At 44.2% G+C, this 25,645-nt stretch carries 29 protein-coding genes; 26 read left to right on the top strand and 3 right to left on the bottom strand.

The window, feature by feature from the left end; all coding sequences use genetic code 11:
- The first annotated feature begins 108 nt into the window (after window positions 1-108).
- The 25 genes from SPSPH_RS10610 to SPSPH_RS10490 all read left to right on the top strand — a co-directional run bounded on the left by SPSPH_RS10610 (window position 109) and on the right by SPSPH_RS10490 (window position 23,247).
- Window positions 109-2,085 carry a transglycosylase domain-containing protein gene (locus tag SPSPH_RS10610; protein ID WP_075755645.1) on the top strand — a complete coding sequence of 659 codons (1,977 nt, stop codon included), beginning with the start codon at window positions 109-111 and terminating at the stop codon, window positions 2,083-2,085.
- A 112-nt stretch (window positions 2,086-2,197) separates the two neighbouring features.
- Window positions 2,198-2,878 carry a WecB/TagA/CpsF family glycosyltransferase gene (locus SPSPH_RS10605; RefSeq protein WP_075756057.1) on the top strand — a complete coding sequence of 227 codons (681 nt, stop codon included), beginning with the start codon at window positions 2,198-2,200 and terminating at the stop codon, window positions 2,876-2,878.
- A gap of 88 nt (window positions 2,879-2,966) precedes the next feature.
- Complete coding sequence (locus SPSPH_RS10600) at window positions 2,967-3,608, top strand: phosphatidylserine decarboxylase family protein (protein WP_075755644.1); 642 nt, start codon at window positions 2,967-2,969, stop codon at window positions 3,606-3,608.
- On the top strand, window positions 3,605-4,288 hold the full coding sequence (gene pssA, locus SPSPH_RS10595) for a CDP-diacylglycerol--serine O-phosphatidyltransferase (RefSeq protein ID WP_075755643.1): 684 nt from the start codon (window positions 3,605-3,607) through the stop codon (window positions 4,286-4,288). Before SPSPH_RS10600 ends, pssA begins: the two co-directional genes overlap by 4 nt.
- Before the next feature lie 155 nt (window positions 4,289-4,443).
- Window positions 4,444-5,727, top strand: a complete 1,284-nt coding sequence (locus SPSPH_RS10590) for a glycosyltransferase family 2 protein (RefSeq protein WP_075755642.1) — start codon at window positions 4,444-4,446, stop codon at window positions 5,725-5,727.
- 83 nt (window positions 5,728-5,810) lie between these two features.
- The gene (queD, locus tag SPSPH_RS10585) at window positions 5,811-6,188 is read left to right on the top strand and encodes a 6-carboxytetrahydropterin synthase QueD (protein ID WP_075755641.1); all 378 of its coding nucleotides are present in this window, start codon (window positions 5,811-5,813) and stop codon (window positions 6,186-6,188) included.
- A gap of 2 nt (window positions 6,189-6,190) precedes the next feature.
- On the top strand, window positions 6,191-6,916 hold the full coding sequence (locus SPSPH_RS10580) for a 7-carboxy-7-deazaguanine synthase QueE (RefSeq protein ID WP_075755640.1): 726 nt from the start codon (window positions 6,191-6,193) through the stop codon (window positions 6,914-6,916).
- An 18-nt stretch (window positions 6,917-6,934) separates the two neighbouring features.
- Entirely contained in the window at window positions 6,935-7,693 is a 759-nt protein-coding gene (surE, locus tag SPSPH_RS10575; protein WP_075755639.1) for a 5'/3'-nucleotidase SurE, read from the top strand.
- Between the two features lie 76 nt (window positions 7,694-7,769).
- Window positions 7,770-8,186 (top strand): TIGR04086 family membrane protein, encoded by a 417-nt coding sequence (locus tag SPSPH_RS10570; RefSeq protein WP_083945473.1) that lies wholly within the window; start codon window positions 7,770-7,772, stop codon window positions 8,184-8,186.
- A 348-nt stretch (window positions 8,187-8,534) separates the two neighbouring features.
- Entirely contained in the window at window positions 8,535-9,179 is a 645-nt protein-coding gene (gene ppaX, locus SPSPH_RS10565; protein ID WP_075755638.1) for a pyrophosphatase PpaX, read from the top strand.
- Between the two features lie 14 nt (window positions 9,180-9,193).
- Entirely contained in the window at window positions 9,194-9,988 is a 795-nt protein-coding gene (mtnP, locus tag SPSPH_RS10560; RefSeq protein ID WP_075755637.1) for an S-methyl-5'-thioadenosine phosphorylase, read from the top strand.
- 15 nt (window positions 9,989-10,003) lie between these two features.
- Entirely contained in the window at window positions 10,004-11,047 is a 1,044-nt protein-coding gene (gene mtnA / locus SPSPH_RS10555; protein WP_075755636.1) for an S-methyl-5-thioribose-1-phosphate isomerase, read from the top strand.
- A 17-nt stretch (window positions 11,048-11,064) separates the two neighbouring features.
- Complete coding sequence (locus SPSPH_RS10550; protein WP_075755635.1) at window positions 11,065-12,306, top strand: adenosylhomocysteinase; 1,242 nt, start codon at window positions 11,065-11,067, stop codon at window positions 12,304-12,306.
- A gap of 28 nt (window positions 12,307-12,334) precedes the next feature.
- Window positions 12,335-13,612, top strand: coding sequence for an amidohydrolase (locus SPSPH_RS10545; RefSeq protein ID WP_075755634.1), 1,278 nt, complete (start codon window positions 12,335-12,337; stop codon window positions 13,610-13,612).
- 113 nt (window positions 13,613-13,725) lie between these two features.
- The gene (locus SPSPH_RS10540) at window positions 13,726-14,892 is read left to right on the top strand and encodes an LL-diaminopimelate aminotransferase (protein WP_075755633.1); all 1,167 of its coding nucleotides are present in this window, start codon (window positions 13,726-13,728) and stop codon (window positions 14,890-14,892) included.
- Window positions 14,893-14,911: 19 nt separating this feature from the next.
- Complete coding sequence (locus SPSPH_RS10535) at window positions 14,912-15,259, top strand: ASCH domain-containing protein (RefSeq protein WP_075755632.1); 348 nt, start codon at window positions 14,912-14,914, stop codon at window positions 15,257-15,259.
- A 40-nt stretch (window positions 15,260-15,299) separates the two neighbouring features.
- The gene (pduL, locus tag SPSPH_RS10530; protein ID WP_075755631.1) at window positions 15,300-15,872 is read left to right on the top strand and encodes a phosphate propanoyltransferase; all 573 of its coding nucleotides are present in this window, start codon (window positions 15,300-15,302) and stop codon (window positions 15,870-15,872) included.
- A 238-nt stretch (window positions 15,873-16,110) separates the two neighbouring features.
- Entirely contained in the window at window positions 16,111-16,332 is a 222-nt protein-coding gene (locus SPSPH_RS10525; protein WP_075755630.1) for a 4Fe-4S dicluster domain-containing protein, read from the top strand.
- Between the two features lie 6 nt (window positions 16,333-16,338).
- Window positions 16,339-17,442, top strand: a complete 1,104-nt coding sequence (locus tag SPSPH_RS10520) for a 3-methyl-2-oxobutanoate dehydrogenase subunit VorB (protein ID WP_075755629.1) — start codon at window positions 16,339-16,341, stop codon at window positions 17,440-17,442.
- Window positions 17,406-18,158 (top strand): thiamine pyrophosphate-dependent enzyme, encoded by a 753-nt coding sequence (locus SPSPH_RS10515; RefSeq protein WP_075755628.1) that lies wholly within the window; start codon window positions 17,406-17,408, stop codon window positions 18,156-18,158. Before SPSPH_RS10520 ends, SPSPH_RS10515 begins: the two co-directional genes overlap by 37 nt.
- Window positions 18,155-18,691, top strand: a complete 537-nt coding sequence (locus SPSPH_RS10510) for a 2-oxoacid:acceptor oxidoreductase family protein (protein ID WP_075755627.1) — start codon at window positions 18,155-18,157, stop codon at window positions 18,689-18,691. The genes SPSPH_RS10515 and SPSPH_RS10510 overlap by 4 nt, the downstream gene beginning before the upstream one ends.
- 185 nt (window positions 18,692-18,876) lie before the next feature.
- Window positions 18,877-20,340 carry a sensor domain-containing diguanylate cyclase gene (locus SPSPH_RS10505; RefSeq protein ID WP_075755626.1) on the top strand — a complete coding sequence of 488 codons (1,464 nt, stop codon included), beginning with the start codon at window positions 18,877-18,879 and terminating at the stop codon, window positions 20,338-20,340.
- A 62-nt stretch (window positions 20,341-20,402) separates the two neighbouring features.
- Window positions 20,403-21,119 (top strand): class I SAM-dependent methyltransferase, encoded by a 717-nt coding sequence (locus tag SPSPH_RS10500; RefSeq protein ID WP_075755625.1) that lies wholly within the window; start codon window positions 20,403-20,405, stop codon window positions 21,117-21,119.
- 111 nt (window positions 21,120-21,230) lie between these two features.
- On the top strand, window positions 21,231-22,154 hold the full coding sequence (locus SPSPH_RS10495) for a patatin-like phospholipase family protein (protein ID WP_075755624.1): 924 nt from the start codon (window positions 21,231-21,233) through the stop codon (window positions 22,152-22,154).
- 79 nt (window positions 22,155-22,233) lie between these two features.
- Complete coding sequence (locus SPSPH_RS10490) at window positions 22,234-23,247, top strand: hypothetical protein (RefSeq protein WP_075755623.1); 1,014 nt, start codon at window positions 22,234-22,236, stop codon at window positions 23,245-23,247.
- Window positions 23,248-23,345: 98 nt separating this feature from the next.
- Here SPSPH_RS10490 and SPSPH_RS10485 read toward each other — a convergent pair whose 3' ends face one another.
- The 3 genes from SPSPH_RS10485 to SPSPH_RS10475 all read right to left on the bottom strand — a co-directional run bounded on the left by SPSPH_RS10485 (window position 23,346) and on the right by SPSPH_RS10475 (window position 24,733).
- A complete protein-coding gene (locus SPSPH_RS10485) occupies window positions 23,346-23,729 on the bottom strand; it encodes a spore coat protein (protein WP_075755622.1) in 384 nt (127 codons plus the stop codon).
- Between the two features lie 24 nt (window positions 23,730-23,753).
- Window positions 23,754-23,990 (bottom strand): ferritin family protein, encoded by a 237-nt coding sequence (locus SPSPH_RS10480; RefSeq protein WP_083945472.1) that lies wholly within the window; start codon window positions 23,988-23,990, stop codon window positions 23,754-23,756.
- 419 nt (window positions 23,991-24,409) lie between these two features.
- Window positions 24,410-24,733 carry a LysM peptidoglycan-binding domain-containing protein gene (locus tag SPSPH_RS10475; RefSeq protein WP_075755621.1) on the bottom strand — a complete coding sequence of 108 codons (324 nt, stop codon included), beginning with the start codon at window positions 24,731-24,733 and terminating at the stop codon, window positions 24,410-24,412.
- 152 nt (window positions 24,734-24,885) lie between these two features.
- Here SPSPH_RS10475 and lexA point away from each other — a divergent pair, with 152 nt between their 5' ends.
- Window positions 24,886-25,512, top strand: coding sequence for a transcriptional repressor LexA (lexA, locus tag SPSPH_RS10470; protein WP_075755620.1), 627 nt, complete (start codon window positions 24,886-24,888; stop codon window positions 25,510-25,512).
- Window positions 25,513-25,645: the final 133 nt, after the last annotated feature.

Genomic DNA, 25,645 nt, shown 5'->3' with positions numbered 1-25,645 from the left:
TTTGATGTATGGTGTCTAATTTTCGTATATTCTCTAACCTGGTTGATGATTCCTGCATGTAAAAGTTATACAGCTGGGGATACTATTCTTGCGAGGAGTGTGTAAATAATGCCGACTAAGCTAATAAAAGTAGTTGCCTGTACAATCCTGTTGATGATGTGTACCAACGTTGGTTATGGTTTTTGGGGATTGCCTGGAACTAATAGTCTCGAAAACCTCAATCTGGTATCTGCCACTCAGGTATTTGACATAAACGGACAGTTAATTTCAAAACTTTTCGAAGAAAACAGGATTGTGGTAACAATTAACAATATATCGCCATATGTCCAACAAGCCATTATCGCCAATGAAGACACTCGCTTTTATAAGCATTTTGGCATCGATCTGATTGGTATTTTTCGCGCTGTAGTGGTAAATATTCGCCAGGGAGGTTTGGTGGAAGGAGGCAGCACAATTACTCAGCAATTAGCAAAAAATATGTTTCTCACCCAGGAACGTACGATAACGCGCAAGCTGAAGGAAGCAGTCTTGGCTTTAATTATTGATTATAAGTTTTCCAAGCAGGAAATTCTGCAAGCATATTTAAACCAGATTTATTTTGGTGAAGGAGCCTACGGCATCGAAGCTGCTGCCCAAATGTATTTCGGCAAACATGCCAAAGAACTTTCTTTGGCAGAAAGCGCCCTCTTGGCAGGGCTGCCGCGCGGTCCTAATATTTACTCACCGTATATTGACATGAAAGCCGCCATGGAGCGCCGGGCAGTTGTGCTGGCAGGTATGGTCAAAGAAGGTTATATAAGTACAGAAGAAGCCGAACAGGCTAAGGCAGAAGCAATTGCCCTTGCCGGCAAAAAAAAGAGGGTAGTACAGGCATCCTATTTCCTTGATTATGTTGCTAATGAACTGGTAGGCCGTTATGGCGCCAACAGGGTTTATAAGGGGGGCCTCAAGGTCTATACTACCTTAGATATCAGCCAGCAGCAGGCAGCCGAAGCCGTCTTGGGACAATTGCAGGGAGCCGTCCTGGCCCTTGACCCGAAGACTGGATATGTCAAGGCTATGGTTGGTGGACGTAATTATGAGGAAAGCCAGATAAACCGGGTTTTTACCGAGGTACGGCAGCCTGGTTCTGCCTTTAAACCCTTTTTGTATGCGGCTGCTCTCAATCAAGGCTTGGCTGCCAATGCGATTATTGTTGATGAACCTATCAACTTCAATGGCTATGCGCCTGTCAATTATGACAAAAAATATCGCGGACCGGTGACCTTGCACAAGGCTTTGCGTTGGTCGGTCAATGTTCCGGCCGTGAAACTGGCCAATCAAATAGGTATTGATAAAGCGTTGGAATTAGCCAAATCTCTGGGAATTAGCACCATTGTGCCTGATGATTATGTTTTATCTTCCGCGTTGGGCGGCCTGACACAGGGCGTAAATCTGTGGGAGATGACCTCAGCCTATACCGCCTTTGCCAATGGCGGTATAGTGTCAAAACCGGTAGCCATCCTGAAAGTGCTTGATGAAAATGACCAAATACTTGAAGAAAATAACATTGTCCAGCAAGCGGTATTGAAACCGGAAATTGCGTATATAGTAACAAACATGCTGCAAGGTGTATTACAGGACGGTACGGCGACACCGGCTAACCTTGGCCGGCCGGCCGCCGGAAAAACAGGTACCACCGACAATTATGAAACCGCTTGGTTTGTGGGTTATACTCCGGATCTGCTGGTAGGTATTTATGCAGGTAACGACAATCGTAAGCCCATAGGCATTTCCGGTACCGAAGTTTCGGCACTATGGGGAAAGATGGTTTATAAGATCGTAGCCGACACGCCGCCGAGTGAATTTTCCATTCCGGCCAATGTTGTCGTCAATATTCCCATTTGCACAAATACGGGAAAATTGGCGGGAAGCAGCTGCAAAGAAACTGAGTACAGTGCTTTTATCCAAGGAACTCAGCCCATAGCGCCACGCTGGGAAAATCGCCTGAAAGAGTGGTTAAATCCTGATGCTGAGCAGCCACAGGAAAAAGAAAGAGAGCAGCCTTTCTGGAAGTGGCCTTGGTCGAGATTGCCGTCATTTTAAACTTATGGTACAATGTGTTAGGATAGTAAAATTAAAACAAAATCTAAGGAGAAAATGGTTTTCAGTGGGTATTAAAGCAACGGTCTTGCAGGTTCCAATTGACATTGTAACAATGGCTGAAGCAGTAGCCAGGCTGGAAGAGTTTATTCTCAAGCGAAAGCCGCATTTAATTGCTACCGCTAATGCCGAAATGGTTATGCTGGCACAGGAAGACAGGGACCTGGCGGCGATTCTTGCCCAATGCCAGCTGGTGGTGCCGGACGGTGCCGGCGTGGTATGGGCGGCAAGACATCAGGGATATACTATCCCTGAACGCGTGGCAGGTTATGATTTGGCTCAGAACTTATTAGCTCAGGCTGCGCAGAAAGGCTATAGTGTGTTTATGTTTGGCAGCCACCCGGATATTATCAGCAAAGCCAGACAAGCTGCTCTAGAACGTTATCCTGGCCTCACAATTGTCGGTACAAGACATGGTTTTTTCGGCAAAGAGGATGAGCCGGAGATTATGCAGCAGATAACGGCGGCCAAACCTGATATTTTACTGGCAGCTTTGGGTGTACCCAAACAGGAAAAATGGCTGGCCCGAAATCTGGCTAAACTTAACGTCCCTGTATGTATGGGAGTAGGCGGTACCTTCGATGTAATGGCAGGAGCTGTTAAACGCGCCCCGTTATGGATGCAGCGCACAGGCCTGGAATGGTTATTCCGGTTAGTCCGGCAACCGCAGCGTGCGCTTAGAATGCTGGCTTTGCCGCGGTTTGCCGTCAAAGTAATGCTGGGCAAAAAAGGTTAGACAAAGTAAACTAAGTGTATTATACTGATATACTGAACTTGCTTTTGGTTTGCATGTTATCAAGATGATTTACTAGGGAGGTGGATAGGTGGTACAAAATCCGGTTGTTAAAGAAGGTTATATTTATATTATTGTACTTGGACTGATCACTGTTATCACTGCCTTAACTCTGGGTGGTTATTGGGCTATTTTCCCCGGAGTGCTGACAGCTTTTATTACTTTCTTTTTCCGTAACCCCAAGCGCGAGGTGCCTGCTGATGATACTTTGATTGTATCGCCTGCCGATGGCAAAGTTATGAGCGTTACGGAAGTATATGATGATCAGTTTCTTAACGATAAAGGATTAAAGGTAACTATCTTTTTGTCGGTATTTGATGTTCATGTCAATCGCAGTCCTGTCCAGGGGGAAATCAAATTCCAGCAATATACTTGCGGCAGATTTAAACCAGCCTATAAAGAATCGGCAGCTTGTGAAAATGAGCGTCATGCTATTGGACTGGAAAATGGCAAGATGCGTGTATTAGTCACACAAATTGCCGGCATTCTGGCCCGGCGCATTGTATCCTGGGTTACTCTGGGTACTGTGCTTGAACAGGGTGAACGGTATGGGCTTATTAAGTTTGGTTCTTGTACAGAGCTTATTGTACCAACAACGGTGGAAGTACTGGTAAAAAAGGGGGATAGAGTAAAAGGAGGAAAAACGGTAATAGGGAGGTTAATGGAAAAGTGAGAAACGCTATTCCTAATATAGTAACTGCGGTCAATCTTGTGTTAGGCATGTTTGCTATCATCTTTACGCTCCAAGGTGAATTTGCCTATGCAGCTTTTTTTGTTGTGGCTGCGATGGTGGCTGATGGCTTGGACGGACGGGTGGCACGATATTTTGGCGTAAGCAGCGATTTTGGCAAAGAGCTTGATTCTTTATGCGATTTAGTATCTTTTGGTGTAGCTCCTGCGATCATGGCCTATGCTTATATGCTAAAAGACTTCTCCGGCGGTGCTCTTATTGCTGCGGCATTTGCCACTTGCGGTGCTCTGAGGCTTGCCAGATTTAATGTTAATACCGGCAAAGTAAAAGGCTATTTTATGGGTTTACCTATTCCGGCTGCCGGCTGTGTTATTGCCACTTTTATTTTGATTGGTATCAAGCCATCCGGCTGGATATTTGCTCTGATGGTGGCAGTTTTTGCCTATCTAATGATCAGCACTGTCAGGTATCCTGATTTTAAAGGTAAAGAAGGGGAGCCTATACGCATAATTCCGGTGATTATAACCCTCCTGGTGGGAGCGTATATACTATACCTGAACCTGACCTTCGGTGCCATTTTGTTTGTCCCGTTTTTTGCTTTTGCCTTGTTCGGTATCTTAAATACAATATTTGGCTTATTTGACGGCCGTTCTGTGCAGTAAGCCGGATTTGTCTGCCAGATACCAATTAGAAAAAATGCATTTAGCTGATTTTGCCGCATATGATTTACTGATGAATATTTTCAGATAACCGTTATAAATCTTGTTACGTCATGGTCCATTAGATGGAGAACAGGGTTTTGTAAGGAGAATAATCCATGAATTACATTTTTGATTACATAATGATTCCCATGCAGCTTATTATTGTGTTTTTCACCTTGTATTATTTTTTCATTGCATTTTTCGGAATCGTTAAACGGCATGAAGAAAAAATACTGACACCAAAACATACCTTTGCAGTAATTGTTGCTGCCCATAATGAAGAGCAGGTAATCGGGCAATTGGTGGAAAATTTGCATGTGCTGAAGTATCCCCGGGAACTTTATGATATTTATGTTGTGGCTGATAACTGTAAAGATAAAACGGCACATATTGCTAAAAACGCTGGTGCAATCGTATATGAGCGCTTTAACTCGGAACAACGGGGCAAAGGTTATGCGATGGAATGGATGTTCGAAAAGTTATTCGAGCAACCGAAGCAATATGATGCTGTTGTTGTTTTTGACGCTGATAATTTAGTAGATACCAATTTTCTGCTGGAAATGAATAGTCGTTTATGTAAAGGCGAAAAAGTCATTCAAGGGTATCTTGATGCTAAAAATCCTAATGACACCTGGATTTCCGGTACTTTTGCCATTTCGTTCTGGGTAGTAAACCATATATGGCATTTGGCAAAATATAATTTGGGCTTGTCCAGTGTACTTGGTGGCACCGGTATGTGTATTTCAACAGATATATTAAAGCGGTTTGGCTGGGGAGCAACCTGTCTTACCGAAGACATGGAATTTACCATGAAAACGCTGTTAATTGGAATCCGCACCACTTGGGCTCATGATGCCATCGTATATGATGAAAAGCCGCTCACTTTTATGCAGTCCTGGAAACAACGCAAACGCTGGGCTCAAGGTCACTTTGATGTTGCCAGCCGCTATATCCCCAAATTAATCACTGAAGGGATAAAACGGCGGGATATACGACTGCTGGATGGCGTTATTCATTTGGTTCAACCGCATTTTCTGCTCTTGTCCACAACCTTTGTTTTGCTAAACTATGTTTATTATATTACACCTTTTTATACCAATATTTTGTTCATGGTTCTGCCGATAGAAGTATGGCGAATCATTGCTATTGGTCAGTATCTGTTTCCCATTATTGTCTTGGCTAAGATTAGGGCTAGCTGGAAAACCTGGGTTTACTCCATTTTCTATCCACTATTTGTATATAGTTGGATACCCATTACCTTCTTAGGGTTTCTGCACCGTAATGACCGCAGCTGGAGTCATACCCCGCATACCCGCAGTCTTAGTTACCATGAGATAATACTAAGTAATTCTAACGAGTTCTCCAAAGAAAACCTCTTAAGTAAGCAAGCGATCAAATAAAAGGTGAGTGGATGCTCATCTTTTTTTGTCCTAACAGCCAGAATAATATAACTGATAAAACCTATTTTTGAGGAGGCGTTGACATGTACGATTTAACCATTATTGCTGAATTCGAAGCGGCCCACCAATTGCCCGATTATCCAGGTAAATGCCGCCGTTTGCATGGACACAACTGGAAGGTGGAAGTTACCGTTACCGGCCATGAGCTTAATCACCTGGGAATGGTTATGGATTTTAAAGACCTCAAAGCAGAAGTTAATAAAGTAATAGACAGCCTGGATCACTATTACCTTAATGATCTGCCGGTTTTTAAAACAATTAATCCAACTGCAGAAAATATAGCAAAATACATATATGACACACTGGCCGAAAATCCGGTATTCCAACAGAATGTTAAAGTTCGCTGCATTCAGGTCTGGGAGTCACCGAGGTCGGCTGTCAAATATTGTCCACAGGGGTAATTATGCTTAATCTTGTTGAAATCTTTTCTTCGATCCAGGGTGAAGGATTATATGTTGGCACAAGACAAATATTTGTGCGCTTTGCCGGCTGCAATTTAACCTGTACCTATTGTGACACACCGGATTCCCGCCAGTTTTCTGGCCAAGCTTTAGTAGAGCGCACTCCGGGAGAACGTGATTTTATCCGGATAGCCAATCCGGTGGCTATTGATTCTGTGGCCCAAATGATTAATTCCCTGTTGACAATAAGACACCATTCGATCAGTCTTACCGGCGGTGAGCCACTGTGTCAGGCGAAAATGCTCGCCGAATTGGCACCAAAACTTAATGCTCCGCTATATCTTGAAACCAATGGCACCTTATTTGAGCAGTTGGCTGTGGTATTGCCGTATATAGATATTGTTAGTATGGATATCAAATTGCCAGGTACTTCCGGCAAGCATTACTGGCAAGAACATCATGAATTTTTGCGTCTGGCAGCAGCTAAAGAGGTTTTCGTCAAAATAGTAATTGCCGCTCAGAGCAGTAAAGAGGAGATTCACCAGGCTTTTAACCTGGTGGCCGGCATTGATGATACCATTCCGGTAATTTTACAGCCGGTAACACCGGTGAACGGCTGCGAAGCCGTCTCGCCTGACAATATGCTGGCCTATCAAGCGCAAGCATTAGCTTTACTTAAAAATGTTCGTGTAATTCCCCAAACCCATAAGTTAATGGGACAATTATAATATAGGGAGGTTGTGTTCTTGCATATACTGTTAACCAATGATGACGGAATACTTGCGCCCGGGATAAGAGCACTATGGCAAGAACTGGCGCAAATTGCCAGAATTACTGTTGTCGCACCAGACAGTGAAAAAAGTGCTTCCAGCCAGGCAATTACTGTACATCACCCTATATGGGTAGACAAACATCCTATTGACAGCCAGAATATCAGCGCTTGGCGGGTTGGCGGTACTCCTACCGATTGTGTCAAAGTTGCTTTAGAATCCCTGCTGACACATGACCTCCCTGATGTTATCGTTTCCGGCATCAACCAAGGCTCAAATTTAGGAACAGATGTCTTATACTCAGGCACTGTCAGTGCCGCTATTGAAGGGGCATTGCACGGCCTGCCGGCTATTGCCATGTCATTGGACAGTTGGCAGGCGTGTGATTTCAGCCCTGCGGCCAAAGCGGCCAGAAGAATAGTTGAAACCATGGTTGACAAAAAATTGCCGCCAAATACACTGCTGAATGTCAATGTACCGGCATTACCGGAAAATCAGCTTAAAGATTTAATGATAACTAAGCTGGGGGTTCGCAGTTACGAAAATACATTTGAACGCCGTCTGGACCCGCGTGGCCGCACGTATTACTGGATGAGTGGTCATGTATCTGAAACTGAAAATGACCCGGACAGCGATATTACTGCCGTTAAAAACGGTAAAATATCAGTTACCCCGATACACTTTGATTTAACAAACTATGGAATAATGAAGCTCTTGGAGAAATGGGAGTTATAATCTTGCTGCTCAGTTCGGTATATTTGGCCGTTATTTGCATAAATTTACAGTAAAAGATTTTTCAGGAGGGAGTACTATGGCCAAACTGTCCCGGCGTGCAAAAAATTATCCCCAGACTCCGCGCAATACAAATATGCCGATGGCTGTCTTTAAAGGAGTAGCCGTTAGCATTGCTATCTCGCTTTTTTGCGCCGTATGCCTTTCCCTAATTAGCCTGCTGTCTGACAGTAGATTTATTGATAGCTATATTGAATATATAATGGTTGCGGTAACTATGACCAGCATTTTTGCCGGCAGTATGTATGCAGCAAAACAAGTTGCCGGCAAAGGCCTGCTCATCGGTTGTGCTGTAGGTGTTATCTATGTACTGTTTTCCGTAGGAATAGGTCTTGAGTTAGGGCAGAGCCAAGTATCCTGGCTCATGCTGGGCAATAAATTTGCCGCAGGCAGCTTAGCAGGAGCACTTGGTGGTTTTATTGGCGTAAATTTATAAAATACAGTAACCTGAATAAGCAGGGATTATTTTAACAAGCTTGAATGTTATTGTAAGAGCCTTTATGCCTAACTCTGGTGAACTCGTTTCAGCAAAGTTAAAACATCGCCGCGTTCAGGTGGAGACTTTGCTCCATCTGAACCGACGCGCCTGTATGGGGAAGAGTCTTACAGCTTAGGTATACCGGCCGTGATAGTACAAGTAAAAATCGCGGCATACCTGTAGGCAATACTGAGACAACCTTTCGCATACCACTTTGACTGCAATTGGCAAAATACTTTCTGCCTGCTGGTCAGGGGCCAGATCCCCAACTTCTAATTACCATAATTCCTACCAGGAGGATACGACTTGAAATTTAAAGGCGTTTTATTTGACCTCGACGGCACGCTTATTGATACTTCCAACCTGATTATCCGTTCCTTTCAACACACCTTTAATTTGCATTATGGGCGCCCGTTGACACCTGAAGAAATTTATGCTTTTTTTGGCAAACCGCTTAAAGCCGCTCTGGAACATTACGGCCCCGGTAAAGTGGAAGAACTTACCCAAACCTATCGTGAATTCAATTTAGCCCATCATGACCAGCTTACCACTGGATTTTCCGGGGTACCGGAGACAATCAAAGCACTCTATAACGCGGGTATTCTTATGGCAATAGTGACTTCAAAGACCAAAAGTACTGCTATCAGGGGACTTAAACTGTTTGACATGGATAAATATTTTTCTGTTGTTATTGGTCACGAAGAATGTCAAAAGCATAAACCTGAGCCGGAACCGGTGTTATTGGCCCTCGAAAGATTAAACCTTGCACCGGCTGACTGCCTGATGCTCGGCGACAGTCCTTTCGATTTAATCAGTGCACGGGAGGCAGGAGTTAAGACTGCAGCAGTCCGCTGGACTGAAATCGCTTGGGATAGCCTATTGGCCGAAAAACCTGATTATATCCTGCATACAATCGAAGATTTGCTTACTATCTGTGAAATAGAAAAATAAAGGTAGGGTGACATATGATGAAAATTGCAATTATCGGTGGAACAGGGGTGTATGATCCGCAAATTCTCAATAATATCCGCGATCAGGAAATTGCTACTCCCTATGGCGTGGTGCGCTTTAAAAGCGGCGAATACGCCGGCAAAGAAGTTGCTTTTCTTCCCCGCCACGGCAGTAATCATTCTATTCCGCCACATTTAATTAACTATCGGGCCAATATCTGGGCAATGAAAAAGGTGGGTGTGCAAAACATTATTGCCACAACAGCCGTTGGCTCACTTAACCTGGCCATGAAACCTGGCGATTTTGTCCTCATAGACCAGTTTCTTGATTTCATCAAAAACCGGACAACCACATTTTACGAAGGCGGCGAGCGGGGAGTAGCACATCTTGACGTAACAACACCCTACTGCCCGTCAGTGCGCAGCTTATTGGCTGAAATCGCCAGCCGGCTGGGAATTGCCCTGCATCAGCAGGGAACCTATGTCTGCACCGAAGGACCCCGTTTCGAAACACCGGCGGAAATCAAAATGTTTGCCAAACTAGGCGGTGATGTTGTTGGTATGACCAACGTCCCGGAAGTTATTTTGGCCAGGGAAGCTGAAATTTGTTATGCCACTGTTTCCATGGTTACCAACTTCGCTGCCGGTATATCACCGCAGCCGTTAACCCATCAGGAAGTTGTGGAGGCCATGGCGGCTAATTCAGAGAATATAAAGAAACTTATTCTGTCAGCCATAGAAAGCTTAGAACCGGAAACTGACTGTGCATGCAAACACGCGTTAGCAGAGTATGGCGGTTTTAAACTATAGGGGGTAATGCGTCATATGCATGCTGTTGTTTGGTCAAATAACTGCCTTACCTTGTTAAATCAAACCTTATTGCCTGCTAAAGTTGAATATATTGATTGCTATGACTGGCAGCGGGCGGCAGAAGCCATAAAACGTCTGGAAGTACGCGGAGCTCCGGCCATCGGGGCGGCAGCGGCTTTTGCCCTGGTGCTCGGCGCCAGAGCTATTGCCGGCCTTACTATGCCTGAGTTCAGGCAAAAACTGGCTGACACTGCCGAAGCCTTGCAACAGACCAGACCTACGGCAGTAAATTTGTTTTGGGCTATTAACCGGATGATGTCCGTACTGCAAAAACTGCCAGAACAGGCTGATACCCTGGCAGCTATTGCTGCTTTGGAACAGCAAGCCCTTGCTATTGCCCAGGAAGATAAAGCTGTTAATGAAAAAATGGCCGTCCATGGGGCAAAGCTGTTTACGTCTCCGGTTTCCGTGCTGACCCATTGCAATGCCGGCGCTCTGGCAACAGTAGCTATTGGCACGGCGCTCGGGGTTATTCATGAAGCCTGGTCGCAAGGCAACATTACCCGGGTTTTTGCCGATGAAACCAGACCGCTGCTGCAAGGTGCCAGACTTACGGCGTGGGAATTGATGCAGGCTGGCATTCCTGTCACCTTAATTACTGACAATATGGCTGGCTGGGTCATGAAAAATAATATGGTTCAGGCGGTTATCGTCGGGGCTGACCGGATTGCCCTAAATGGTGATGTTGCCAACAAAATCGGAACATATAGTGTGGCTGTGCTGGCGAAAGAACATGGTATTCCGTTTTACGTTGCCGCACCAACATCTACTTTTGATTTCACTATACACAGCGGTGCCGACATTCCTATTGAAGAACGCTGCGCAACCGAGGTTACCTCTTTGGGCGGCAACTGTGTGGCACCACAGGGAGTAGAGGTGTTCAACCCCGCGTTTGATGTTACTCCACACCCCCTGGTAACTGCCATAATCACCGAATTTGGCATACTGCGGGCTCCCTATAACCAAGCCATCAGCCAGCTGTCTAAACAATGCGAGTAAAGGAAGGAGATTTTACTATGGAATCAATGGTTCGTGATATTAACTTAGCCCCTCAGGGTATGGATAAGATTAACTGGGTTAAAGAATTTATGCCTGTGCTCAATGTTCTCAATGAGGAACTGTCTCAAACCAAACCGTTAGCCGGCAAAAATCTGGTAATCACCATGCACCTGGAAGCAAAAACCGCTTATCTGGCACTTGTGCTCAAAAATGCCGGTGCCAACGTAGCTGTGACTGGCAGTAATCCGCTGTCCACACAGGATGATGTTGCCGCTGCCCTGGCTTCCCAAGGTGTTAAAGTATTTGCCTGGTATAATACCACAACGGAAGAGTATGAAGAATTTTTACATAAGGCACTTGATACTAAACCAGATATCATTGTCGATGACGGTGGTGATTTAGTATCGCTGCTTCACGGTGAACGCCGCGAAATGGCAAAAAACATCCTCGGCGGCTCAGAAGAAACAACAACAGGAGTTCTGCGGTTAAGAGCGTTAGCCGACTCAGGACGCTTACAATTCCCGATGATTGCGGTAAATGATGCATATTGTAAATATTTATTTGATAACCGTTACGGCACCGGCCAATCCACCTGGGACGGCATTATGCGGACAACGAATCTCACCGTTACCGGTAAAACTGTAGTTGTGGCCGGCTATGGCTGGTGCGGCAAAGGCGTGGCCATGCGGGCCAAAGGACTGGGCGCTAATGTAATTATTACCGAAATAGATCCGATTAAGGCCATCGAAGCCGTGTTTGACGGCTTCACGGTATTGCCCATGCAGGCAGCAGCCTCCCAGGGCGATATTTTCGTTACCCTGACAGGCTGCAAAGATGTTATCCGCCGCGAACATATGGAAGTCATGAAGCCGGGGGCAATTCTGTCCAATGCCGGCCACTTTGATGTGGAAATCAATAAAGAAGATTTGGCCGCATTAGCTAAAAGCCGCAGAGTGGTACGGAAAAATATCGAAGAATTCGCTATGGCTGACGGTCGCAAAATATACCTTCTGGCAGAAGGCCGTTTAGTAAATCTGGCAGCAGGTGACGGCCATCCTACGGAAATTATGGATTTGTCTTTTGCTATGCAGACACTTGCCGTTCTTCACATTGCCGGCAACCATGCCACCCTCGAGAAAAAAGTATATACCGTTACTGCTGAAATGGATAACCGTGTTGCCGCTCTCAAGCTTAAAGCCATGGGCTTCAGCATTGACTGCCTGACCCCTGAACAGGAAGATTACTTGCATAAAGCATAAGACAGAGCATAATAGGGGGGAGCTATACATGTTAAATATCTTGCTAAAAGGCGGCGATGTTCTATGCGCCGATGGTCAAATACGGCAAACAGATATTGCTGTCAGCGGTTCAGTAATTACGCAGATCGGAAAGATTGATGAATCGGCAGAACAGGTTATCGACTGCCGTGACAAACTTATCATCCCCGGTTTTGTCAACACCCACACCCATGCAGCCATGACACTGTTCCGCAGTTATGCCGATGATATGATGCTCATGGACTGGCTGCAGAAGAAAATCTGGCCGGCGGAAGAAAATCTTACTGCCGAGGATGTATATTGGGGAACACAGTTAGCCATAGCCGAAATGCTTAAAAGCGGCACAACCTGTTTTGCCGATATGTATTTCTTTATGCCTGAGGTTGCCAGAGCCGTAGCTGAAAGCGGCATTCGTGCTGTTTTAGCACGAGGTATGGCCGGCATCGCACCTACTGCCAATCAGGCACTGGCCGAAAGTGAGAATTTCTACAAAGAATGGCATAATGCGGCTAATGGCCGCATTACCGTAATGCTTGGACCACATGCTCCCTATACTTGTCCGCCCGATTTTATCAAAAAGGTAACAGCATTAGCCACAAAACTGGGAGCACAAATTCATATCCATCTATCGGAAACAGCCGGCGAAGTAGCTGATTGCCAAAAGCAATACGGCAAATCACCGATTGCCTTAATGAACGAGCTTGGCATTTTCGACCATGGTGCTTTAGCAGCGCACTGCGTGCATCTGTCACCGGAAGATATTGCTATTATGAAGGAAAAACAAGTACGGGTAGCCCATAATCCTGGCAGCAATATGAAACTGGCCAGCGGCGTTGCGCCGGTTCCTGATCTGCTTGCAGCCGGAATTTGTGTTAGCTTGGGCACCGACGGTGCCGCCAGCAACAACAATTCAGATATGCTGGAAGAGTTGCGGCTGGCTGCTTTACTGCATAAGGTTCATCGGCTTGACCCGCTGGCCATTCCGGCAAAAACTGCAGTAGATATGGCTACCGTTCAGGGTGCAGCGGCTTTGGGGTTAGAGACAATAACCGGCAAATTGGCAACCTCTTATAAAGCCGATATAACGATCTTCGACAGACAGGAACCACACTGGCACCCGCGTCACGACAGTCTGTCCCTCCTGACTTACGCCGCCAGTTCCCGCGATGTTCATACGGTTATTGTTGACGGTAGCATACTGCTTGACAATCGCAGGCTCACTACCATTGACGAAGAGCGTCTGCTGGCAGAGACTGACCGGCGAGGAATGCGATTAGTTAACAAGTAAGATAAATATATTTTTTTCTGCCTGCCGACAGGATTTGTCATAATAATCTTGAATAATAACACTAATAAGGTTACGGTATTGAATTACTATCTCGGTTTACTGGAGGGCAACCAATGTTTGAGCAAGCCGATCGGATGAAGGCATTAACTTCGGCAATCTTTACGCAAATTGACGATATGCGCAAAGCCGAAGTCGCCGCGGGAAAAGATGTTATTACTTTAAGTATAGGCAGTCCTGACATGGCACCGGCACCACACATTATCGAAGCATTAAAAAATTCTATTGATGGCCGCATGAATTATGGATATACATTATCCAGAGGGGTACCTGAATTATTAACGGCGATTGCCAACTGGTACCAGGCCAAATTTGACGTCGAACTGGACCCTGCAACTGAAGTGCATTCGCTGATTGGCTCACAGGAAGGATTGGCGCACATCGCTTTATGTCTTATTAATCCCGGCGACGTCGTACTCGTACCCGACCCAGGTTATCCGATATTCAGCTCCGGCCCGCTTGTTGCCGGAGCTGAGCTCCACCGGATGCCGCTAACGCCTGAGAACAATTATCTGCCTGATTTGACAGCCATTGATGAAACCGTGTTGAAGCGGGCAAAAATCATGATTTTAAATTATCCTAACAATCCGCTGGCTGCTATCGCACCCCGCAGTTTTCTGGAAGAAGTAGTTGCCTTTGCCAAACGGCATAATATTCTGGTTTGCTATGATTTTGCCTACAGCGACTTAGTATTTGACGGGTATCGTCCTGACAGCTTCCTGTCCATCCCTGGCGCTAAAGATATTGCCATAGAATTTAATTCTTTATCCAAAACCTATAATATGGCTGGCTGCAGGGTTGGTTATGTTGTTGGTAATGCTAAAGTAATATCGATTTTAGGGCGGTTAAAATCTAATTTTGACTATGGAATCTTTTATCCCATCCAGCAAGCCGCAATAGCTGCACTGACTGGGTCCCAGGATTGTGTCGGGGAAACAGCGGCAAGGTATCAAAGACGCCGCGATATTATTGTTAATGGATTTAATGAACTTGGCTGGCAGGTAAATCGCCCGCAGGCTTCCATGTACGTGTGGGCCCCTGTGCCCACAAAACAATCATCCTTTGACTTTACGGTGTCACTGCTAAAAAATACGGGAGTGGCAGTTATCCCTGGCAGCGCATTTGGCGCCTATGGTGAAGGATATGTGCGTATAGCGCTGGTTCAACCCGAAAGCCGCTTGGAGGAAGCTGTAGACAGAATAACTAAATGGCTAAAGCCGTAGAGAGTAGGAGGATTTTGGGATGAGGGTATTGAATTTTTATTCGTCTAACTATCATAGTCAGTTGGTTTGCCGCCGCAAAATATGCACAATCAGACTTGGCGATAAAACCAACAAATATTCGGAAGGCGATATTGTATGGGTCACCGTCGGCAAACGCTTTTCCCAAAAAAAGAGAATCTTTACAGCAGCGATTGACCGTGTTTTAGTGAAACCGATTGCCCAATTGACAGCAGATGATTTACAAGGCGAAAATCCGGATATTGCCAGCATCGATGATTTACTGGTATTTTTACGATCTATTTATGATAAAGCATTAAGTACTAGTGATATTGTAACCGTAGTATATTTTTCCGAAATCATCGAATAGCAGGTATAATATAATTTCATAAAAGAGGAGTGCATTCTTTATGTCTAAACCAATTCCTGTGGGTATTTCAGCCCGCCACGTGCATGTATCACGTGAAGACCTTGATGTCCTGTTTGGTGAGGGATATCAGCTGACAGTAAAAAAGGATCTGTCGCAACCCGGCCAATTTGCCTGTGAAGAGCAAGTCGATTTGGTTACTGAAAAAGGAACTTTCAAAAAAGTTCGTATCCTTGGTCCTGAGCGTAAGCAAACGCAAGTTGAAATTGCCCTTACAGATGCGCTAAAACTTGGTATCAAACCTCCTGTTCGTGATTCAGGCGACTTAAAAGGTTCACCGGGAATTACACTGGTAGGGCCTAAAGGTGAAGTAAAACTGCCTGAAGGCGCTATTGCGGCATGTCGTCATATTCACATGACTACCGCTGATGCTGCTGAGTATGGCCTAAAGGATAAAGATATTGTTAAAGTTCGCTGTGGTGGCGAACGTGGTCTCATATTCGATAATGTTTTAGCCAGAGTAAGTGATAGTTTCCAGCTTGAATGTCATCTTGACACCGATGAAGGCAACGCAGCCAAGATCAATACTGGCGACACGGTTGAAATTATAAAGTAGACTACCTTCAAGTGGGGTTTTAACCCCGATTGAAGGTTAGTCGCCCTTATCCAGGGACTTAGTCGCTCTTACTCCCACTTGGAGAGTTGGGAGTTTAGAGCGAGTTAGTCATCGGATAAAATAGAACGGATTCACAGGTAAAATTACCCCGTGTTGTACAAACGACATGGGGTTTAAAATTTTTATGTGTGTACAAGATACATACATTGGAGAAACTTGCGTAAAAGGAGGGAACCATATGCCAAAACCCGTATTTAACGAAGAAAGATGCAAGGGCTGTGAACTATGCACGGTAGCATGCCCCCATAAGATTATAGTTCTTGCCGACCGGTTTAACAGCAAAGGTTACCGGCCAGCCACCTGTATTGATGAAGCCAAATGTGTGGGGTGCGCTCTCTGCGCCAAAACCTGCCCGGATATTGTCATTGAGATTCATAAAGATAAAGACAAGGAGGAGTGATTGTAAGTGGCAGAAAAAGTATTAATGAAAGGTAATGAGGCCATTGCGGAAGCCGCTATTGTTGCCGGTTGCCGCCATTACTTTGGCTATCCGATAACACCGCAAACCGAGTTGACTGAATACATGTCCAAAAGAATGCCGCAGATTAATGGCGTTTTTCTGCAAGCAGAAAGTGAAGTGGCTGCCATTAATATGGTATATGGTGCTGCCGGCGCCGGCGCCAGGGTAATGACATCTTCATCCAGTCCGGGAATAAGCTTAAAGATGGAGGGGATTTCCTATATTGCCGGTGCTGAACTTCCTTGTGTTATTGTCAACATTGTCCGTGGCGGTCCCGGTTTAGGCGGTATCCAGCCGGCACAGTCAGACTACTTTCAGGCTACGAAAGGCGGCGGTCACGGCGATTACCGGAATATAGTGCTTGCACCTAATTCAGTTCAAGAAATGGTGGATATGACAATACTGGCGTTTGATCTCGCTGACAAATACCGTAATCCGGTTATGCTGTTAGGTGATGGTGCACTGGGCCAAATGATGGAGCCGGTTGCTTTCAATGTCAGTGAAGCAAAACCTGTTGTTAAACCCTGGGCAGCAACCGGACTAAGAGGCCGCACCACCCCTAATATCATTAACTCACTGCATCTGCAGCCTGAAAAGCTGGAGCAGCATAACATCCATCTCCAGAACAAATACGCTCAAGTCAGCGCCAACGAAGTACGGTATGAAGAATTATATACAGAAGATGCCGAACTGGTACTGGTGGCCTATGGAATTACCTCACGCATTGCCCGTTCAGCAATGGAAAAAGCCAGGAATGAAGGTCTGAAAGTAGGCATGCTGCGCCCAATTACCCTATGGCCTTTCCCCGCAGAGCCCTTCGCAATAGCAGCAAAGAAGGCAACCGCTTTCCTGACACTGGAATTAAGCGCTGGTCAAATGATTGAAGACGTACGTTTAGCTGTTAACGGAGCTAAACCGGTATACTTCTATGGACGTACCGGTGGTATGATCCCCAGTCCTAAAGCAGTCTATGAGCAGATTGTCAATATCTTCACGGTAAGGAGGGGAGATAAATGGCCGAAAAAATTTTTTCCAGGCCTCAAGGACTAAAAGACGTTGCTTTTCACTACTGCCCGGGCTGCCATCACGGCATTATTCACCGGCTGGTTGCTGAAGTGCTGGATGAACTGGATGTACGTGATAAAGCTATTGGCGTAGCTCCTGTTGGCTGCTCAGTATTAGCGTATGAATACTTTAACTTTGATGCATTTGAAGCCGCTCACGGCCGTGCACCTGCGGTTGCTACCGGGGTGAAACGCGTCCATCCGGATGCCATTGTCTTTACCTATCAAGGTGATGGAGATCTGGCAGCCATTGGGTGTGCCGAAATTGTTCACGCCGCTGCCAGAGGTGAAAAAATTACTACCATTTTTGTCAATAACGCCATTTACGGTATGACTGGCGGCCAAATGGCACCAACAACCCTCGTAGGGCAAGTGACCAATACTTCACCTTATGGCAGAAATGCCGACTCTACAGGCCATCCGATAAGAGTTTCTGAAATGCTGGCTACTCTTGATGGAGCAAAATTCATCTCCCGCGTGGCCGTTAATACTCCTGGTAACATGGCAAAAGCCAAGGCAGCCATGAAAAAAGCCTTTGAGGTACAAATCCGCGGCGAAGGGTTTGCTTTAGTTGAAATACTGTCAACCTGTCCGACCAACTGGGGCATGAGCCCGGTGGAAGCGGCTAAATGGCTGGAACAAAATCTAATCTCCTATTACCCCCTGGGTGTATACAAAACTGCAGAGGGGGCAGCAAAATGACTCATGAAATAATACTAGCCGGATTTGGTGGTCAAGGTGTCATGCTTATGGGGCAAATTTTGACTTATGCCGGCATGATTGAAAACAAACAGGTATCCTGGATTCCTTCCTATGGTCCTGAAATGCGAGGCGGCACAGCCAATTGCTCAGTAATTGTCTCCGAAGAACCAATAGGTGCCCCGATAGTATCTGAACCAAATTTGGTAGTGGCAATGAATTTACCTTCACTGGATAAATTTGAGCCAATGCTGCAGCCGGGCGGCATATTAATAATCAATAGCTCTCTCATTGAGCAGGCGGCCAAAAGAACCGATATCAAAGTATATCCGGTGCCGGCTAATGATATAGCTGCCGAGCTTGGCAATTCCAGGACCGCAAACATGGTGATTGTCGGAGCAATTATTGCTGCCAGCAAAGTAGTATCCGATGATGCCGTATTAAAAGCCTTTGCCAAAATGTTTGCTCAAAAACCTGAATTATTAGCGATTAATGAGCAGGCTATTCACCGGGGTATGGAATATATACACCGCTAACTATTATATATATAAATAAAGAACTGCCTTGAAAAAATGAAATGAACCCTCGTCCTTTCATTCCACTGGGCAGTTCTTTATTTCTTCTATTCTTTATTACCATAATTCCATTAAAACAGGGGAGGATTTTTTACAGTAAATAGCGAAACTTTAGTAAATAATTAGAATGAGTGAGATGATTGCTAGTGAATGGTCAAATATATACAGCCATGTTAAATACTATTGTTAATGCACAACCGTCAGTACTTGTAACACTTGATGCTGCCGGTACTATTTCACATATTTACATGACAGAACGATCACAAGCCTCACTAGCATTTTTGATCGGCAAAAACTTTGCAAAACTGCTCCGGCTTATATTTGGTTTAAAAACCACTAAACTTCTTTGCCATACCATTAACACTTGCCGGCTTTCCCAGCAGCAAACTACCATTTCTCAATTAAAACACATTACCGGAAAACATTTAGCCGAGTATTTTAACTGTAGTTTTGCTCCGGCCCCTGAACAACAGGTTGTAGTGCTTTTTCAAAAGGTCACTGAGAATGTATTATTTCAAGAAGAGTTTTGCAGTATTGCGGAACAGCATGAAACCCTGAACCAGGATCTATGTATAGCTATGGCTAATCTTGATTTTCAGTTAATGGATTTAGAGCAGGCGCATAAAAAATTGTCGGCGCTATACCGGATAACGTCCATTGTTCAAAAAACCGTTAATGAAAAAGAAGTTCTGGAAGAAATAGTAGTCGGTATAACCCGCGAACTGGGATTTGCCAATGCTGCAATATTTTTACTTGATCCTACCTCACAAGAATTAGTAAATAAAGCCCATCGTGGCTATTATAATGATCAAGTGCGTATTATGGTGGGGCAGGGAATCATTGGTAATGCCGCATTATCCCGTGAACTTATTTATGTTCCGAATACCAAGCTCGAACCGCGCTATATTCCCGGCACTTCAAACGGTTTTAGCGAAATAGCTATTCCGCTGATAGTTGGTGACCAGGTAATTGGCGTCCTTGATGTTGAAGCCTCGGAAGATCACATTCTTAAAGAGTATGACCTTAACTTGCTGCGTTCCTTAGCCAGTCAGATAGCCATGACTATCGCTCATGCAAGCCATGTAACCAAAGCTTGCGTAGAGGCTTCAACTGACGGCTTAACCAATGTATATAATTACCGTCACTTCCGCAACATCTTTAATCAGGAATTTAAAAGGGCAACCCGCTACCAGCGCCCGCTTTCTTTGCTGATGATTGATATCGATCATTTTAAGCACTATAATGATCTTAATGGGCATTTGCAGGGTGACGATGCTCTTAAGGCTGTTGCAGACCTTATTCGTCAGCATTGCCGGGATACTGACTTTGTATTTCGTTATGGCGGGGAAGAATTTGTGGTGCTGCTGCCGGAAACCATTGTAACGCAAGCTCACATCATTGCTGAGCGAATCCGGCAAGAGATTGCCGGATATCCATTTCAAAACGGCAAAGCCCAGCCTGGTGGGGCACTCACGGTTAGTATTGGCATAGCCGGCTATCCTAATGATGCGTACAGTGAAATGGAGCTCATAGCTTGCGCCGATGCCGCGTTGTATTCCGTAAAACGTGCTGATAGAAACCGTAGTTGCTTATATAGTGACCAGCCTTAGCTGCACAACTGCAGCCAAAGAAAGGTTACAAATGAAAAGTATGTACTGGTGGTGTGTCAAGAGTGACTCGTGAAGTGATAGGCGATTATAAGGCATATTCCTTAGCTGGCACAGACCGGGAGGTACGCTTTATTACCGATGTGTTAAACTTAAATCCTGGTCAATCCATCCTGGATTTATACTGCGGCTATGGCCGCCATGCAATAGAATTGGCTAAACAAGGTTTTGTGGTAACCGGAGTAGACGCTACCAAAGATTTTTTAGATATAGCTGCACAAAAAGCCAAAGAAGCCAACGTAAATATGGCCTTCGAACAGAAGGACATGCGAGACCTCGACTACGAACAACAGTTCGCCGCCGTAATCAATATGTTTGCAGCTTTTGGCTACTTTACCGATGATGAAAATGCCAATATTATCAAATTAGTCGCCAAGGCACTCCAGCCAGAAGGCCTGTTTCTAATTGATTTACTGAATAAAGACTGGATGCTTCGCAACAGTTTAAACCGCTATTGGCGGCACCCAAGCGGCGAATATGTACTCTCCTATAAGGTCGAGCTGGAAAAGGGTATTGCTACCATGAAGCGTCAGTTAATTAATCAAGTTACCGGTGCCAAAACTCAGTATGAATTTGTTTTAAGAGCCTACTCACTGCCTGAAATGGCTGATATATTCAGCTATTGCGGTCTTTCCGTTATAGCAACTTACGGAGGTTTTGACGGCCGCGCCTACAGTTCTGAAACTCCGCGTATGATAATTCTCGCGAAAAAAATACCTTAGACAGCAGAGCAGAGGCTATGTAAGCCTCTGTTTTTTACTGTTTATCCATATCACAGTCTCGCTGCTTTCTCATAACATAATAGAGAAGGGAAATATGCGAGGTGAGCGCCAATGATTATCACTATTAATAACCTTCCACGAGGCTCCCGTCCCACGGTAGGAGTTGCTTTAAGCGGCGGCGGGCTAAGAGGCACTTCACATATCGGTGTGCTTAAAGCCTTACATGATCATAACATACCGATTGACTATATTTCCGGAACCAGCGCCGGGGCCATCGTTGCCAGCATGTATGCTTGCGGTTATTCACCGCAGCAAATGCAGTCCATTATTCAGAGTATTAATGTTCCTGATTTGGTAGATTTAAAAATTACTACTTCTGATTTGTTCAAGCATGGATTCAAATGGCTGGTGCACGGCAAATTTCGTTTTTGGTCAGTATTGCCTACAGGCCTGCTCAAAGGAGAAAAGATTGAAAAGTTTTTTACAAACTTATGGCAGCAGAAAACTGTTCGCGATACTAAAATACCGCTTGCCGTAACTGCCGTTGACATACATTCTGCCGATACCGTTTTTTTCACATCACCGTTACCCCCAAATCGAGCTATCCTTAATGCCAGATATTATCATAATGCACTGCTGTGTGAAGCCGTCAGAGCCAGCATTTCCATACCAGGAGTATTTTATCCGAAAAAATATCGCGGAATGACACTGGTTGATGGAGCTGTAAAAAACAACCTGCCTACAGATATTTTGAATCATATGGGTGCTGATAAGATTATCGGCGTCGACTTAGGCTATAATGGTCAGACAAATCATGAAATTAATTCCGTAGGTGAAATACTAATGCAATGTATTGAGATTATGGGCAGAGAAGTTACCCTAATAAAATCTGAACAATATGCTGATGTTATTATCAGACCTCAGACCTACGATTTAAACCATAAGGATTTTAAACAGTCCCAGGAATTTATTAAACGCGGTTACCTGGCAACACTTGAAAAAATAAAGGAAATTAAAGGCATGCTATCAGGCTGATTACAGTTTCTTGTTCATTTTCCCCTGCATATCATACATTAAGTTGGCTTCCGAAAAGCCAGAGCAGGGAGGCAGGGGAATGAATAAACCAGATATACCTGTACTATTTCGCGAGCTTTTCAAATCTCACAATCTGCAAGATAACCTAGTGGGGGTTGGTCAGGGCCACAAATTTATCCGTGGTGAAAACACAGGAAAAGAGGCACTAACAATCCTTGTCAGAAAAAAATATCCCAAATCGGACTTACAGCGCAATGCCATATTACCTAAAATAATGGCTGGTGTAGCTACCGATATAATAGAAGTAGGGGAAATCCGGCTATTAAACCAGCGAACCGGGTTTTGCCGTCCAGCCCAGCCGGGAATAAGTCTTGGCCATTATAAAATTTCAGCAGGCACCTTTGGCGCTGTTGTCAAAGATAAAATTACCGGCGAGCCTCTGATATTATCAAATAATCACGTGTTAGCGAATATTACCAACGGAATTGACAAGCGCGCCAGCATCGGTGATCCGATTATCCAGCCCGGAACCTATGACGGCGGTAAAGTAGCAGACTCTATTATTGCTCATTTACGCCATTTTGTACCTATATACCGTGAAAAATCATGTCCGCAATGCAGAATTGCCCGAACCTTTGAAGTGTTACTTAATCATTGTCTTCGCATCGTTCGGCCTAACTATCAGGTGCAGCTTATGCGTAACAGCGAAAAGTTAAATCTGGTCGATTGTGCGGTAGCAGCTCCGCTAAATGCAGAAGACATTAGTGCGGAAATATTAGAGTTTGGCTTGATAGCCGGTATTAAACAACCCACACTGGGCCTGGCGATTAAAAAGAGCGGCCGAACTACCGGTATAACACATAGTCAAATCATAGCCACAGATGTGACACTCAAAGTGGGCATGAATAACTATGAATACGGCGTATTTACTGATCAGATATTAGCCGGACCGATGAGTATGCCTGGTGATAGCGGGGCATTAATTTTGACTGACGACAATTATGCAGTAGGCTTATTATTTGCCGGGTCCGAACAGGCAACCATGCTCAATAAAATTGAGCATGTGCTGGAAGCACTTAATGTAACTTTTTAATTAAAAATAAATATAGTAAAACAAAAAGGACTACCAGCTTATCTTATAAATAAGAAAACCAGGATAAACTCCTGGTTTTTCAGCATGCAGCTATTCGATTATGCGTACGGATACTCGTTGTTATGTGATTTAGAGTGATAACCATAATAATTATGGTTATCATCCTGATATTTTCTTTTCTTCGATTTTACATGAAAGTTTTTTTTCGACTGGAGTCTTTGTTCTTGCTCAGCAGGATTATACCAACCCTTTTCCTGCATAACGGAAAATAGAGTATAGGCGTTTTCGTGCTCATCCTGCTGGAATTCCTCCATCGCATTATGAACCGTGATATTAGAGGATTCCATTATGGCATGCTCATACAAATGGGAAAGATGTTTCTCCATATTAAGCAAGTCAAGCATCATATCACGGTCAGAAAGTCTGCCGCGATTGTTTGGGGTATAATTATTATTATTGTTATAACGTCTCTTAGTGCCCACAGATTCACCTCGTTTCAAAATTAATTACTGATATTGCTGGGATGAGAAAGATCTTCCCATCAGTTGTTTCAACCTATCGGCATGATGGCTCTTATTCATAGAAATGCTAAATAATAAGTTTTTCAACTCATTATCCTGGCATTGATCTGCATAGGCGCTATACTTGGCAAATGCCAGATTTTCCATTTGCAGAGCATCTTCCAAGTACATTTTTTCTTTTTGAGTAAGTTTCTGGGAGTAATTGTTGCCGTAATATGCCAATTTCTTCACCTCCAATTTGTTAGATATGTAATTTCATTCTAGTTTTTTCTTTATAAGAGTCTATTATTCAGAATAAAAGGCACATATGTCTGGGAATGTATTCCTGTGATCGCCTGATTGCCACAGATTAGCAAACAGGTGTTCGCATGATAAATAATATGATGTAATAACACCATCTACGGTGTATTGATTAGTTTAATGCATTCGTTTACATATGGTTACTCATAAAGATTAGTTGCGATTATGACCGCAACTAAAACGCAAGAATAGCGATCATACGTTTTCCGGCAAAAAATTTATATTTTCATAGCAAACGCAAAAAGCGAGATCACCAAAAGAAAGCTTTTTGCCACTCCCTCAGCCTTAACTTAACATAATAGATATTATCGGACATAAAATTTTATAAAAAAAGCGGGACACTAGCGTGCTTTAGTGACCCGGACATCATTAGTTTCAATAATTGTATTGGTTGCTTTTACGGGAATCTTCAATGTTTGACCCGGATATATAGCTACATCATTGCTAAGACCGTTAATTTTCTTTATATCTATAATGACATTGCGGATATCATCTTTCGGTGTAGTGAAATTTGCTGCGATACTCCATACCGAATCACCTGGTTTGACAGATACGGTCTGATAACTTATTGATTTTGAATTTGCTGATGCCGCGGAATAATTATTCCAAACGAAAACCAACAACATGATACCAACAACCATAGCAATAAAATGAAAGTTTTTCATAAATATCACTCTCCAGAACATATGTTTGCTTTATTATAGCACGCACATATGTTCTGGTCAATATCACCATCTAAAAAAAACGAACGAATGTTTGCATTTTATGATTATAATGTTATAATAGTAATAGATAATTATTACTTGGTGGTGTTCCAATGACTGTTAATAAAGAAACCTTACTTAATACCCGGCAAAAACAGATATTAAAATATATTAAAGAAACTCTTCGCACTAAAGGCTACCCGCCTTCAGTACGGGAAATTGGCGAAGCTGTCGGATTAAGTTCCAGTTCAACTGTACATAGTTATTTGTCTAAACTTGAGGCATTGGGTTTTATTCGCAGAGATCCAACAAAACCACGCGCCATTGATGTATTAGATGAAGCTCCCTGGCGTCAGAAAAATATTACTCCGGTACCGTTGGTAGGACGGGTAACAGCCGGTACGCCTATTTTAGCTGTGGAAAATATTGAGGAAACGTATCCCCTCCCTACTGAACTAGTAGGCAATGATGATGTTTTTATGCTCACTGTTCAAGGTGATAGTATGATTGAAGCTGGAATTCTGGATGGTGATTATATTCTTATCCGCAGCCAAAATACTGCACGGAACGGTGACATTATAGTTGCGCTTATTGATGAAGAAGAAGCCACTGTAAAACGCTTTTTTAAAGAAAAGGACTGTATCCGCTTACAACCGGAAAACCCTGCTATGGAACCCATCTATTCACGCCAGGTCACTATATTGGGTAAAGTGATCGGGGTATTCCGTCGTCTTCAATAATTATATTTACCTATATGAAAAAGCAGCTCACTATTAGTGAAGCTGCTTTTTATTATTCCAACAAAAAGTATAACTTTCTTAAGAGCAGGATCAACATCGGCTTGTGCCGTCGCCGAAGGCTCGGCGCAAGCCG

Origin of the sequence: Sporomusa sphaeroides DSM 2875, assembly GCF_001941975.2 — a bacterium.
Classification (GTDB): Bacteria; Bacillota; Negativicutes; order Sporomusales; family Sporomusaceae; genus Sporomusa; species Sporomusa sphaeroides.
Note: the sequence above shows the minus strand (reverse complement) of the source record. Positions and strands in the feature narration are given on the sequence as shown.

Coding starts and splice junctions, on each gene's coding strand:
- SPSPH_RS10605 (WP_075756057.1), top strand. CDS start 2,198: ATGGCTGAAGCAGTAGCCAGGCTGGAAGAGTTTATTCTCAAGCGAAAG.
- mtnA (WP_075755636.1), top strand. CDS start 10,004: ATGCATGCTGTTGTTTGGTCAAATAACTGCCTTACCTTGTTAAATCAA.
- queD (WP_075755641.1), top strand. CDS start 5,811: ATGTACGATTTAACCATTATTGCTGAATTCGAAGCGGCCCACCAATTG.
- SPSPH_RS10580 (WP_075755640.1), top strand. CDS start 6,191: ATGCTTAATCTTGTTGAAATCTTTTCTTCGATCCAGGGTGAAGGATTA.
- SPSPH_RS10515 (WP_075755628.1), top strand. CDS start 17,406: ATGGCCGAAAAAATTTTTTCCAGGCCTCAAGGACTAAAAGACGTTGCT.
- SPSPH_RS10490 (WP_075755623.1), top strand. CDS start 22,234: ATGAATAAACCAGATATACCTGTACTATTTCGCGAGCTTTTCAAATCT.
- SPSPH_RS10590 (WP_075755642.1), top strand. CDS start 4,444: ATGAATTACATTTTTGATTACATAATGATTCCCATGCAGCTTATTATT.
- SPSPH_RS10540 (WP_075755633.1), top strand. CDS start 13,726: ATGTTTGAGCAAGCCGATCGGATGAAGGCATTAACTTCGGCAATCTTT.
- pduL (WP_075755631.1), top strand. CDS start 15,300: ATGTCTAAACCAATTCCTGTGGGTATTTCAGCCCGCCACGTGCATGTA.
- SPSPH_RS10545 (WP_075755634.1), top strand. CDS start 12,335: ATGTTAAATATCTTGCTAAAAGGCGGCGATGTTCTATGCGCCGATGGT.
- mtnP (WP_075755637.1), top strand. CDS start 9,194: ATGATGAAAATTGCAATTATCGGTGGAACAGGGGTGTATGATCCGCAA.
- SPSPH_RS10475 (WP_075755621.1), bottom strand. CDS start 24,733: ATGAAAAACTTTCATTTTATTGCTATGGTTGTTGGTATCATGTTGTTG.
- SPSPH_RS10525 (WP_075755630.1), top strand. CDS start 16,111: ATGCCAAAACCCGTATTTAACGAAGAAAGATGCAAGGGCTGTGAACTA.
- SPSPH_RS10550 (WP_075755635.1), top strand. CDS start 11,065: ATGGAATCAATGGTTCGTGATATTAACTTAGCCCCTCAGGGTATGGAT.
- SPSPH_RS10610 (WP_075755645.1), top strand. CDS start 109: ATGCCGACTAAGCTAATAAAAGTAGTTGCCTGTACAATCCTGTTGATG.
- SPSPH_RS10495 (WP_075755624.1), top strand. CDS start 21,231: ATGATTATCACTATTAATAACCTTCCACGAGGCTCCCGTCCCACGGTA.
- SPSPH_RS10510 (WP_075755627.1), top strand. CDS start 18,155: ATGACTCATGAAATAATACTAGCCGGATTTGGTGGTCAAGGTGTCATG.
- SPSPH_RS10535 (WP_075755632.1), top strand. CDS start 14,912: ATGAGGGTATTGAATTTTTATTCGTCTAACTATCATAGTCAGTTGGTT.
- lexA (WP_075755620.1), top strand. CDS start 24,886: ATGACTGTTAATAAAGAAACCTTACTTAATACCCGGCAAAAACAGATA.
- SPSPH_RS10570 (WP_083945473.1), top strand. CDS start 7,770: ATGGCCAAACTGTCCCGGCGTGCAAAAAATTATCCCCAGACTCCGCGC.